The 12024-nt window shown below is 49.4% G+C and carries 10 protein-coding genes; 9 read left to right on the forward strand and 1 reads right to left on the reverse strand.

The window, feature by feature from the left end; translation table 11 throughout:
* The first annotated feature begins 50 nt into the window (after positions 1-50).
* The 9 genes from R6242_RS07395 (at position 51) to R6242_RS07435 (ending at position 11295) form a co-directional block, all read left to right on the forward strand.
* A complete protein-coding gene (locus tag R6242_RS07395; protein WP_318425650.1) occupies positions 51-1472 on the forward strand; it encodes a sigma-54 interaction domain-containing protein in 1422 nt (473 codons plus the stop codon).
* 550 nt (positions 1473-2022) lie between these two features.
* Positions 2023-2811 (forward strand): ABC transporter ATP-binding protein, encoded by a 789-nt coding sequence (locus R6242_RS07400; RefSeq protein ID WP_318425651.1) that lies wholly within the window; start codon positions 2023-2025, stop codon positions 2809-2811.
* Complete coding sequence (locus R6242_RS07405) at positions 2804-3526, forward strand: ABC transporter ATP-binding protein (protein WP_293931618.1); 723 nt, start codon at positions 2804-2806, stop codon at positions 3524-3526. The genes R6242_RS07400 and R6242_RS07405 overlap by 8 nt, the downstream gene beginning before the upstream one ends.
* A 222-nt stretch (positions 3527-3748) precedes the next feature.
* Positions 3749-4951 (forward strand): ABC transporter substrate-binding protein, encoded by a 1203-nt coding sequence (locus tag R6242_RS07410; protein ID WP_293931620.1) that lies wholly within the window; start codon positions 3749-3751, stop codon positions 4949-4951.
* Positions 4952-5174: 223 nt separating this feature from the next.
* The gene (locus R6242_RS07415; RefSeq protein WP_318425654.1) at positions 5175-6080 is read left to right on the forward strand and encodes a branched-chain amino acid ABC transporter permease; all 906 of its coding nucleotides are present in this window, start codon (positions 5175-5177) and stop codon (positions 6078-6080) included.
* Entirely contained in the window at positions 6080-7075 is a 996-nt protein-coding gene (locus tag R6242_RS07420; protein ID WP_318425656.1) for a branched-chain amino acid ABC transporter permease, read from the forward strand. Before R6242_RS07415 ends, R6242_RS07420 begins: the two co-directional genes overlap by 1 nt.
* A gap of 188 nt (positions 7076-7263) precedes the next feature.
* Positions 7264-9366, forward strand: coding sequence for a 3-hydroxybutyrate oligomer hydrolase family protein (locus R6242_RS07425; RefSeq protein ID WP_318425657.1), 2103 nt, complete (start codon positions 7264-7266; stop codon positions 9364-9366).
* Positions 9367-9405: 39 nt separating this feature from the next.
* Positions 9406-10182, forward strand: a complete 777-nt coding sequence (locus tag R6242_RS07430) for a 3-hydroxybutyrate dehydrogenase (RefSeq protein ID WP_293931627.1) — start codon at positions 9406-9408, stop codon at positions 10180-10182.
* 165 nt (positions 10183-10347) lie between these two features.
* Positions 10348-11295: an alpha/beta hydrolase gene (locus R6242_RS07435; RefSeq protein WP_293931629.1), complete on the forward strand. Its 948-nt coding sequence runs from the start codon at positions 10348-10350 to the stop codon at positions 11293-11295.
* 144 nt (positions 11296-11439) lie between these two features.
* Here R6242_RS07435 and R6242_RS07440 read toward each other — a convergent pair whose 3' ends face one another.
* A complete protein-coding gene (locus R6242_RS07440) occupies positions 11440-11997 on the reverse strand; it encodes a hypothetical protein (protein ID WP_293931630.1) in 558 nt (185 codons plus the stop codon).
* Positions 11998-12024 lie beyond the last annotated feature (27 nt).

The raw sequence follows: 12024 nt of genomic DNA on the forward strand, positions 1-12024 counted from the left end.
CCTGCTGCGTGTTATGGTAAAAAATCCCTGTGAGTAAAGGATTATGGGCAATGTCTGATATTTACCCAAATCAATTAACCGACGGCCATAATGAGCGGCAATTGGCTTTGCAATCTTTATTTCGTACTTTAGAAGACCATTCCGAAGGCACGGTGATTGTGGATGAGCAATGCAAAATTGTTTGGATTAATGCCCGCTACGCCGATCGATTTGGTTTTAAAGACCCCGCTAACGCCATTGGCAAAGCCGTAGAAGAAGTCATTCCCAATAGCCAATTGCGGGAAGTATTACGCACCGGCCAACCTATTTTATTAGATTTAATGGAAACGGCAGAAAGAACGCTGGTAGTGACTCGGCTGCCATTAAAAGATCAGCAAGGCCAACTAATTGGTGCAATTGGCTTTGCTTTATTTGATGAAATTCAATCGCTAGCACCGCTAGTAGCCAAGTTTTCTAGCCTGCAAAAAGAATTGGCGGTGGCGCATGAATCGCTGGCACAAGCCCGCCGTGCTAAGTATTCATTTACCCATTTTATTGGCGAATGCGATAGCGTTCGGGAGCTAAAGCGCCAAGCCAGCCGCGCGGCGCAAAGAGACGCCCCTATTTTATTATTGGGTGAAACCGGCACAGGTAAAGAGGTACTGGCGCACGCGATTCATGCCGCCTCTCCGCGTGCGCACAAGCCCTTGGTTACGCTGAATATGGCGGCTATTCCAGAAACGCTGCTCGAGGCCGAGCTATTTGGGGCAACGGCGGGTGCTTACACGGGGGCAGATAAAAAAGGGCGTATCGGTAAATTTCAACTCGCCCACGGCGGCACGCTATTTTTAGATGAAATCGGCGATATGCCGCCTGCCTTACAGGTCAAACTGCTTCGTGTCTTACAAGATAAAGAGTTTGAAGCGCTTGGCTCTAATCAAGTACAACGCGTCGACGTGCGCATCATCGCAGCAACCTCCGCCCCCTTGACCAAGCTCATTCAAGAAGGGCAGTTTAGAGCCGACCTGTTTTACCGGCTGAATGTGCTCACCATAGAATTACCACCGCTGCGGGCAAGGCAAAGTGATCTAGGCCTTTTAGCCGATGCCATTCTAAATAAACTGGCCGCCAGCGGGCTGGGGCAACACCGCTTAGCGCCCTCAGCCATCGCACTGCTTAGCCAATACCCTTGGCCTGGTAATGTGCGTGAGCTGCATAATATTTTAGAGCGCAGCCTGATGCTCAGTGATCGTGCCGTCTTACAAGCAGAAGATTTGCGCCCCCTCCTTTACCCAGCAGCTAGCCCAAGCCCCAACCCCGTACCCTTAAACCTAAACCATAACGACGCCATGCTCGCTTTTGAGCAGCAGCTCATTTCTGATGCACTAAAAAGTTGCGCTGGGCATATACCCAGCACCGCCGCCAAGCTAGGCATTGGCCGCGCTACACTGTATAAAAAAATCGCCAGCTTTAAAATGAGCCCCGCAAACTGAGCAAGTAGCCTGCTGAGCTTAAAAAACCCGTCTCATTATCGAGAATAACATCCTAATAATGAGACGGGGCGATGGCTCACCAGAGCCTTAGCTTTATTACATTTTGGTGCACGCCCCCTGCTGGCGTCGTCTCGTTTTATAGACAGCCCCTCGGTCTCATCTATTCTCAAGCCGCATATTTGCTCAATTCTTATTGCTGGCACACATCATGCTTACTAATAGTCTTATAGGCTTAATGTACGGGCTGGGCATTCCATCATAAATAACAAGATAGACTTTCTAGCCAAGAAAGCACCCATTAACAATAGAGATCTACCTATTACAAACATTGAAACATCGTAGGGCGGGTGCAACCCGCATTTTTTAGCATCGCCCGCAGGTTGCTCTCTCCGTACTTTAAGGCTTAACCCGCTGATTCACATCATGATTTTTTTGTTGGCGCAGATGGGGTTGCACCCGCCCTGCCCATGCAAAAACAGAGTGCAATTCTAGACATCATCCCAAGGCCTTTTGTCTGTATTGAATTAAGCCTGTCATAAGGATAAATACAGTGAGCGCAGACATCATTTTACAAACGCATGACTTATGCAAAGAGTTCAAAGGCTTTGCCGCCGTCAGCAATATCAATTTGCAAGTGGCGCGTGGCAGCATCCATGCCCTGATCGGCCCCAATGGCGCGGGCAAAACCACGGTATTTAACTTGCTAACCAAATTTTTAGCCCCCACTTCTGGGCGGGTGATTTTTGATGGCAAAGACATCAGCGCCACGGCCCCCGCAGAAGTGGCCATGCAAGGGCTGATTCGTTCTTTTCAAATTTCTGCTGTTTTCCCAAATATGAGCGCACTCGACAATATTCGCGTTGCACTGCTGCGGATCAATGGCGGCGCACATCGGTTTTGGCGCTCTAAAAATGAATTAACTGCCTATAACGATCGCGCACTCTTACTGCTAGATGAAGTGGGCCTAGCGGAGTTTTCCCATGTATTAGCTGGGGAGCTGGCTTACGGCAGAAAGCGCGCCTTAGAAATTGCCACCACCTTAGCGCTGCAGCCCAAGCTAATGCTACTCGATGAGCCCACCCAAGGCATGGGCATAGAAGACGTAGAACGCGTCACCGCACTGATCAAACGCGCGGCAGTAGGGCGCACCATTTTGATGGTAGAGCACAACTTAAAAGTGGTTTCTACCTTGGCAGACAAAATCACCGTGTTAGCCCGTGGTCAGTATTTATCCGAAGGTGATTACGCCACTGTTTCTGCCGATCCAAAGGTCATGGAAGCCTATTTGGGCGTTAGCCCCGCAACGCCGATTCAGCCACAGGATGCTCTGCATGCTTAACCACGACGATCATACCGGTGAGATGTTGCGTGTAAGCGGCTTACACGCTTTTTATGGTGAATCGCATATTTTGCATGGCATTGATTTTGGGGTGCGCCGTGGCGAGCTCATTACCTTACTCGGCAGAAATGGCGCGGGCCGCAGCACCACACTCAAGGCGATTTTAGGCCTTACCGGCCAGCGGGCAGGCTCCATCATGGTGAATGGCCGTGAAGTAATCCGCATGCCAACCCACAAAATCGCCCACCTTGGTGTGGGCTGGTGCCCTGAAGAACGGGCGATTTTTGCAAGCCTAAATGTTGAAGAAAACCTCAACCTACCCCCCAAAGTGCGTAGCGATGGCATGAGTTTGGAAGAGATTTACACCCTATTCCCCAATCTATGGGAGCGCCGCAAAAGCCAAGGCACACGGCTCTCTGGCGGCGAGCAGCAAATGCTGGCGATGGCGAGGATTTTGCGCACCGGAGCAAGGCTGCTGTTGCTCGATGAAATCACTGAGGGCCTCGCCCCTGTCATCGTAAAAAAACTCGGCGAAACCGTCACCCTATTAAAAGAGCGCGGCTACACCATTGTGTTAGTCGAGCAAAACTTCCACTTTGCCGCAGGCATTGCAGACCGCCACTACGTGATTGAGCACGGCCAAGTGATCGACGCCATCAGCGCCAATGAATTGTCATCCAGCACCGGGCGATTGAATCACTACCTAGGGGTTTAACAACAGCTCAAATGTAAGCGTAGGGTGGGCGCAAGCCGCATTTTTCAGCATTACTCGCGGGTTGCACCCGCCCTACGATATTGATGAGGCGTTTAAGCAAGAGACATGATCAGCACATGTTTTTATATATGTTTGCTCTCTGTGTCTACAGAGCTTTCGACCGCTTTTTTGAATTTCGCAGCCCCGCAAGATCATTGCCCAACCCTTACGGAGAACCATCCCATGCAAGCACGCTGTAAAACTCTAGTACTCGCTTTAGCCCTTGCCCTTCCAGCGCTTAGTTTGGCTGGGCCGCTTTCGGGAGATATGGTCAAGATCGGCATCTTAACCGATATGTCAGGCGTGTATGCCACGGTAGGCGGCAAAGGCTCGGTGATTGCGGCGCAAATGGCGATTGCTGATTTTGGTGGCAAAGTGCTGGGTAAGCCAATTGAGCTAGTCAGTGCCGATCACCAAAACAAAGCCGATATCGGCGTAGGTAAGGCGCGGGAGTGGTTCGACACCGAAGGCGTAGATATGGTGAACGACTTACTGAATTCTGGCGTAGGCATTGCAGTCCAAAAACTTGGCACAGAAAAAAAACGCATCACCATCAATAATGGCGCAGGCTCCACCGCCCTCACCGGCAAAGAATGCGGCCCTTACGGTGTGCATTACGCCTATGACACTTATGCCCTCGCCAAAGGCACCGCTACCGCACTCATGAAGCAAGGCTTAGACAGCTGGTTCTTTTTACAGGCTGACTATGCCTTTGGTGCGGCATTGCAAGGCGACGCCAGCAAAATTGTAGCCGCCACGGGTGGCAAGGTACTGGGCACGGTAAAACACCCTCTTTCCTCTACCGATTTTTCTTCTTACTTACTGCAAGCACAAGACTCTAAAGCAAAGGTGGTTGGCCTGGCTAATGCGGGCGCTGATTTTGTAAACGCGGTCAAGCAAGCCAAAGAATTTGGCCTAAAGCAAACCATTGCGGGCCTCTTGGTTTTTGATAGCGATATCAAAGCGCTGGGCTTAAACGCCGCGCAAGGCATGAAATTTACCACCGCTTATTCATGGGAAATCAATCCAGAGATGGAAGCTTTTGGTAAGAAATTCTTTGCCAAAGCGGGCTTTATGCCCACCATGGATCATGCGGGGGTTTACTCCAGCACTCTGCATTATTTAAATGCGGTGAAAGCAGCAGGCACCGATGATGCCGATGCGGTAATGAAGAAAATGCGTGAAACCAAGGTGAATGACTTTTTCGCCAAGAATGGCGTAATCCGCGAAGACGGCCGCATGGTGCACGATATGTATCTGGTTGAAGTGATTAAACCTAGCGAATCCAAAGGCGCATGGGACCAGCTCAAACTCGTCGCCACCATCCCAGGTGATGTAGCTTTCAAACCCCTGTCTGTCAGCGAATGCCCTTTGATAAAAAAATAACACACTGAAGGATTAAAACCCAAATCTTAAAACACGGAGGAAAAGGAGAACACAGAGGATCACGGAGAAAGGCAGCTCACAAAAGAGCATGCCCTCTCTTCGCTTTATCTTGGGTTTCCTCCGTAAAACTCCGTGTTTTCTGCGTTCTCCGTGTTTCAAGGTTTGGGTTTACAGCGTATTGATGAGCTTAGTCGCCAAGTAAAAATCACTTTCCGAGGTTTAAATGGATATCCCCCTGCAAGCCATTCTTTCTCAAGCCTTGCTTGGCCTAAATAACGGTGCTTTTTATGCCTTGCTGAGCCTTGGGCTGGCAGTTATTTTTGGCATGCTTAACGTCGTTAACTTTGCTCACGGCGCTTTTTATATGCTGGGGGCGTTTGTGGCTTTGCTAGGATACGACCAATTAGGGCGCTGGCTTGGTGATGAAAGCATCCATATGTCGTTTTGGGCCGCGCTGATTATTGGCCCTATCGTGGTGGGCTTACTCGGCGTGTTGATCGAAAAAACCATGCTGCGCCGCCTGTATCAAGTTGATCACCTGTATGGGCTACTGCTGACCTTTGGCTTGGCACTGATTTTTGAAGGGGTACTGAGTAATTACTTCAATATGGCCGGCGAGCCTTACAACGCAAAACCAGAAATCCTAGAAGGCGCAATTAATCTAGGCTTTATGGTGTTCCCTAAATATCGGCTGTTTTCGATTGTGCTCTCGCTATCGGTCTGTTTTGGCGTGTGGTATTTAATCGAAAAAACCAAATTAGGCTCCTACCTCAGGGCAGGCACAGAAAATCCCGACGTAACCCGTGCGTTTGGGATTGACGTGCCCTCCTTACGCACTCTTACCTACTTTTTAGGCGTTGCTTTGGCTGGGCTTGCGGGTGTGGTGGCTGCGCCTATTTATTCAGTCAGCCCCAAGATGGGATCAGATTTAATCATCATCGTGTTTGCCGTAGTGGTGATTGGTGGCATGGGCTCCATCATGGGGGCCATCCTTACCGGCATTGCGCTGGGCTTATTAGAAGGCTTAGTCAAAGTGTTTTACCCACCGCTGGCCAATACCGTGATTTTTATTGTGATGGCGCTAGTCTTGCTCTGGCGCCCTTCTGGCCTATTTGGTAAGGAAAACTAATGAATGCGCCAGTGATTAAACTCGCCCCTGTAGCCGCGCTACAAACAAAGAAAAACCACTACACCCCGTGGATCATCGCCTTGGTGCTGGCCTCAATCGCACCCTTTATGATTTACCCCATTTTTGCCATGGAGCTGATGTGCTTTGCCCTCTTTGCCTGTGCCTTTAATTTATTACTCGGCTTTGGTGGCTTACTGAGTTTTGGCCATGCGGCTTTTTTTGGTGGTGCAGCTTATCTGTGTGGGCATGCCATCAAAAACTGGGGGCTAAGCCCTGAGCTAGGCATTCTTGTTGCCACCTTAGGTGCAGCAATTCTGGGCCTTGCCATTGGCAGCATCGCCATCCGCCGCCAAGGCATTTACTTTGCCATGGTGACGCTGGCCTTAGCACAAATTGTATTTTTTCTTTGTTTACAAATACCTTTTACCGGCGGTGAGGATGGCTTGCAAGGTATCCCCAAGGGGCATTTATTTGGCTTAATTGATTTATCCGCCACCTTTAGCTTTGGCGGTCAGCAGCTTCCCCTTGCGCTGTACTTTTTTGTACTGGCCGTGACTTTTGCAGGCTACTGGCTGATTTGGCGCACCGTTCACTCGCCCTTTGGCATGGTGCTTAAAGCCATTAAAGAAAACGAAGCCCGCGCATTGTCTTTAGGCTATCGCGTGAATCGCTACAAACTCGCCACCTTTGTGCTCTCTGCCGCTTTGGCAGGGCTGGCTGGGGCAACAAAAGCACTGGTAGTTGGCCTTGCCTCTTTAAGCGATGTGTCTTGGCATATGTCGGGTGAAGTGGTGCTAATGACTTTGCTTGGCGGTATGGGCACGCTACTCGGCCCACTGGTGGGGGCAGTTACCATCAGCACGATGCACCATGAGCTGGCCTCGCTCGGTTCATGGGTTACTGTGACCATCGGCGTGGTGTTTGTGGTCTGCGTGATGGCATTTAGGCGCGGCATCGTGGGCGAAATTGCCTACCGCTTGAAACGAAGCTTTTAACGACAGAGGCTATGGCATAGCGCTCTACCCAATCCTATCAACTTAGATCTCTCTATTGCAAACATTGAAACATCGTAGGGCGGGTGAAACCCGCGTTTTTCAGCATCGCTCGCGGGTTTCACCCGCCCTACAAAAGGCATATTGCTGAAGTTGATAGGATTGCCCCCACACACACCCTGAGGTGAACGATGCGATTACTTCTTACAGGTTTTGTTCTTTTATTATCGGCCTGCAATAGCAATGATGGTTTAAATGAAAACACCCGCCCCGCTTGGCTAGGCAGCGTGAGCAAAACCAGTGTAGACGGCAATAGCAACGATTTACTCACCGCAGGCCTAGGCAAAAGCGGCTTAGCCCTAGCACTGCCCGCCTACGCCAACCCGAGTCAACCCACCGCTAGCGAGCTACGCCGTGCGGCGATATATAATAATTACCGCGCCTTGGTAGATATCAGCAGCAGCGGCGGTTATGGCAGGCTCTACGGCCCCAATATTGATATCAGTGGCAACGATACTTTGGGCGAGGGCAAGATTGCTGGGGAAGAATACCTAGCTTACAGAGACGATGGCAGCGGCAAGCAAAATGTCACGCTGATGGTGCAGATTCCAGCTAGCTTTAACAAAAGTAAGCCCTGCGTGATTACCGCCACTTCATCAGGCTCTAGAGGAGTTTATGGCGCAATCGCCGCCGCAGGTGAATGGGCGCTAAAACACGGCTGCGCCGTAGCGTATGCTGACAAAGGCACAGGTATCGGCATCCATGATTTAAGCAGCGACACGGTAAATCAAATCGATGGTTTGCGCGTTAGCCGCAGCCTTAATAATGGCAATTTTAGTGCTGATCTTTCCCCTAGCGAATTAGCCGATTTTAATGCTCAATTTCCTAATCGCCTCGCCTCTAAACACAGCCACTCACAGCAAAACCCTGAAAAAGACTGGGGCAAAAACACGCTACGTGCGGTTGAATTTGCTTTTTGGTTGCTGAATGAAAAATACGGCAGCTTGCAAGGGGATACGCGGCTGGCTGATTTTGCCAACCCCGCCAGTGTCACGGTCATTGCCGCCAGCGCATCCAATGGTGGCGGAGCCGCCTTAGCCGCCGCCGAGCAAGATAGCAAAGGTTTGATCGACGGCGTGGCCGTAAGCGAGCCACAAGCCCAGCCCTTTAGCATGGGAAACTTAAGCATCCGCCAAGGCACTGCCACCATGCCGAGTATTGGCAAACCACTAATTGATTACTTTACGCTGGCTAATCTTTATCAGCCCTGCGCGGTGCAGTCGGCACGTTTAAGCGGCGCAAATTCGGCCTCTGGTAGCGCGGTATCGCCCACACTGGGTAGCGCCCGCTGTGCCTCACTGGCGGCCAAAGGTTTAGTCAATGGCAGCACGCTAGAAGCACAAGCCAGCGATGCTTATAGCAGGCTGATCGCCGCTGGCTGGCTACCCGAAGGCGATGCCTTACACGCCAGCCATTACGGTTTAAACGCCACCCTTGGCGTGGCGCTGACTTATATCAATGCCTATGGGAGCTTTTCAGTAAAAGACAATATCTGCGGTTATAGCTACGCCTTTAGCAATGCCAGCGGTGACATTACCACACCCAATAGCGTCAGCTTGGCGGGGATTTTTGGCAACGGCAACGGTGTGCCGCCCACAGCAGGGATTTCCATTATCAATAATTTATCCGTGGGTCTTGCTAAGGCCGACGCGTTTTCTATTTCGGCCTCCACTAATACCGCAGATTACAATATCGATGGTGCCATTTGCCTGCGTAAACTGGCTACGGGGCTTAATCCGCAAACCGGCGCGGTATTAACGGGCAATGAAAAAGCACTCGCCGATCGCGTGGCCAATGGGCTAAAAGAAGTTCAGCTCAGCGCCAAGCTGCAAGGCAAACCGGCCATTATTGTGGCGGGGCGCTCTGATACGCTCATCCCCGTCAACCATGCCGCCCGTGCTTATTACGCACTTAATCAAGCCAGCGAAGGCAGCGCCTCTAAACTGCGGTATATCGAAGTGACCAATGGCCAGCATTTTGATAGCTTTTTAGCGCTAAGCGGCTTTCCAACACGATTTATTCCACTGCATGTTTATGCAGGCCGTGCTCTCGATGCGATGTGGGCTCACTTAACGGCTGGTGCGGCACTACCCGATAGCCAATTGATTCGCACCACGCCCCGCAGCGTGGCTACAGATAATTTAAACATCAATGCGCTGCCTAGCATCGCCAGCCCTGTTGCTGCGGGCGATGCGATCCGCTTTAGTGACGCAACTCTTACCATCCCCCAATAAGCATGCAGCCCCCTGCCCACCTTACTTCAGGAGTTAAACATGCAAGTTTTGCTTGGTAAAACAGCACTGATTACCGGCTCTACCAGTGGTATTGGCCTAGGCATTGCCCGCGCCTTAGCCGATGCGGGTGCAAATATTGTTTTAAATGGTTTTGGCGATGTCTTGGCCGCGCGCCAACACATTGAACAAGCGGGCGGCAAAGTTCGTTACCATGGCGCAGATTTAAGCCAACCTGAGCAGATTAGTGAGCTAATTAAGTATGCCAATCATGAGTTTGGCGGCATTGATATTTTGGTGAATAACGCAGGGATTCAGCATTTAGCCAATATTGAAGATTTTTCTATTGAGCGCTGGAATAGCATTATTGCGCTTAATTTATCTGCAGGATTTCATACCAGCCGCTTGGTTGTACCCGCCATGCGCAAGCAAAACTGGGGACGAATTATCAATATTGTTTCTGTGCATGGCTTGGTGGCGTCCCCCAGTAAATCTGCTTATGTGGCCGCCAAGCATGGCATGATAGGGCTCACCAAAACGGTGGCTTTAGAGCTAGCCCAAACGGGAGTGACTTGCAATGCCATCTGCCCCGGCTGGGTGCTCACTCCTTTAGTTGAGCAGCAAATTGAAGCCAAAGCCAAACAACAACAGATCAGCCATGCCCAAGCCCAGGCACAGCTTTTATTAGAGAAGCAGCCTTCCGGCGTGTTTGTAACCCCCGAGCAAATTGGCGCACTACTGCTGTTTTTATGCAGCGACGCCGCCCAAGAAGTGCGCGGGGCCGCATGGAATATCGACGGGGGCTGGATTGCACAATAGCTCAGAAATCGCTTCATTCATTTTAAAAATAAGCACTGGCAAGGCCAATCTATTGCACGATTCTGATTAGAAATAAATCAAGCCACATGACATGCATTAGGCATGTAAATGAATAGCCCTTATCAGCCAGCAAAATATATTTAATCTTAAATAGCGGAAAACACAATGCGACAACTCAGCCCTAAAATTACGCCTTGGCTTAGCCAATTTAATCAACAAATGGCCGTGTTAGAGGCCAATGGTTATAAGCCAACTTGCACCAATATTCGCGAGGGGCTGGCCTATTTAACGGCCGTTTTTGTGACTGATATTCCCAAAATAGCGTGGGTGCAAGATGATCTAGTTAAATCCACGGGCTACCCTGTGCCGGTGCGTATTTATCACCCCAGCCCTGATCATGCTCTCCCTGTTTTGGTCTATTTTCACGGTGGCGGGCATATGGCGGGCGGCATTACCGTTTACGACGCAATTTGTCGCAAAATTGCACAGGCCGCCAAGCATATCGTCATTTCTGTGGATTACCGCCTCGCCCCAGAATGCCCTTACCCTGCCGCCGTAGAAGACGCTTACCATGTGGTCAGTAATATTTGGCGCGTATTAGACGATAGAAAACTAAACTACCTCCCCCAGCTTTCTATTGGAGGGGATTCAGCAGGCGGGGCGCTTTCTGCTACGGTAGCTAGCAAATTGCAATTTGAGCCTAATATCCCGCTGCATGCTCAAGTGCTGATTTATCCAAGCCTTGATTACACGCAAAGTGCACCCTCTTTAATTGAAAACGGTGTGGGCAATTTATTAAGCACAGAAAAAGTGACTTGGTACTTTAATCAATACTTTCAGCATCAAGAAGATCGTAAAACAGCATCCCCACTGTTTGCAGAGTTCAGCAATAAACTACCACCTACCTTAGTAATCAGTGCCGAATTTTGCCCACTAAGGGATGAAGGCATCGCCTATTTGGCGAGGCTTAAAAAAGCGGGTGTTGCCACCGATCAATTGCATTTCAGTGATTTGCCCCATGCTTTTCTAAATTTAGAAAATCTAGTTAAAGAAGAATGCCAGCGAACCTATCAAAGCATTGGGGCGTGGCTTAACCTAAATAAATCCACATAAATATCCGGCAACCTCAAAAAAACCACTCCCCGGATATTGCATTAAGAATAGGAGCATTAAATACTCCGCGCCATAAAAAAACCGCTAACGGCACACCGTTAGCGGTTGATAGATAAACACAATAAAAACCCAAATTAAAAGCGCTTACTTAGCCCAAACAATTAATTTTTCACGATTAACAATCAATAATTGATCGCCAGCCGATGCTTTCATCAATACTGCTTTGTTTTCAACAGGAACAGTAATGATTTCACCCTCTAAGTTTTTAATTTTTACATTGCCCGCATTTAGATTAACACTCAATACATCATTATAAATAGTCCGAGTTTTTAAAATACCCGCGCCATCCACGGTAATATCTTTGCCCTGAGCTTCAACTATTTTACGAACTCCAGCCCCACCTTTTTGTAAAACCAAGGCTGTAGATTTAGAAGCGGAAATACCCACTTTATCATTGACTTTTACTTGGTCAAAATGGGTTATTTTTGGGTTTACATGCTCAAACATCAGAATTTGCCCATCTGGCAAGCTTAATTGGATGGTGCGCTGAGGAATATCAATCGCATCAACTTTAGCCTCTAAGGTAGATTGCTCAGAAACGCCAACCAATACCTCATTATCTGCGATCTCATCTGCCAAAGCAGCTTGTCCAATTAATAAACCCGAAGTAATCAACAGCGTGCTAAATAGTTTATTACGCATTTTAATTCCTTTATTGGAGAGATCTAA

This window comes from Iodobacter sp. CM08 (assembly GCF_033446605.1).
GTDB lineage: Bacteria > Pseudomonadota > Gammaproteobacteria > Burkholderiales > Chitinibacteraceae > Iodobacter.

What these genes read in the sequence shown, in the direction of transcription:
- R6242_RS07440 (WP_293931630.1), bottom strand. Translation starts at nt 11,997, where the DNA reads ATGCGTAATAAACTATTTAGCACGCTGTTGATTACTTCGGGTTTATTA.
- R6242_RS07420 (WP_318425656.1), top strand. Translation starts at nt 6,080, where the DNA reads ATGAATGCGCCAGTGATTAAACTCGCCCCTGTAGCCGCGCTACAAACA.
- R6242_RS07405 (WP_293931618.1), top strand. Translation starts at nt 2,804, where the DNA reads ATGCTTAACCACGACGATCATACCGGTGAGATGTTGCGTGTAAGCGGC.
- R6242_RS07435 (WP_293931629.1), top strand. Translation starts at nt 10,348, where the DNA reads ATGCGACAACTCAGCCCTAAAATTACGCCTTGGCTTAGCCAATTTAAT.
- R6242_RS07415 (WP_318425654.1), top strand. Translation starts at nt 5,175, where the DNA reads ATGGATATCCCCCTGCAAGCCATTCTTTCTCAAGCCTTGCTTGGCCTA.
- R6242_RS07410 (WP_293931620.1), top strand. Translation starts at nt 3,749, where the DNA reads ATGCAAGCACGCTGTAAAACTCTAGTACTCGCTTTAGCCCTTGCCCTT.
- R6242_RS07395 (WP_318425650.1), top strand. Translation starts at nt 51, where the DNA reads ATGTCTGATATTTACCCAAATCAATTAACCGACGGCCATAATGAGCGG.
- R6242_RS07425 (WP_318425657.1), top strand. Translation starts at nt 7,264, where the DNA reads ATGCGATTACTTCTTACAGGTTTTGTTCTTTTATTATCGGCCTGCAAT.
- R6242_RS07430 (WP_293931627.1), top strand. Translation starts at nt 9,406, where the DNA reads ATGCAAGTTTTGCTTGGTAAAACAGCACTGATTACCGGCTCTACCAGT.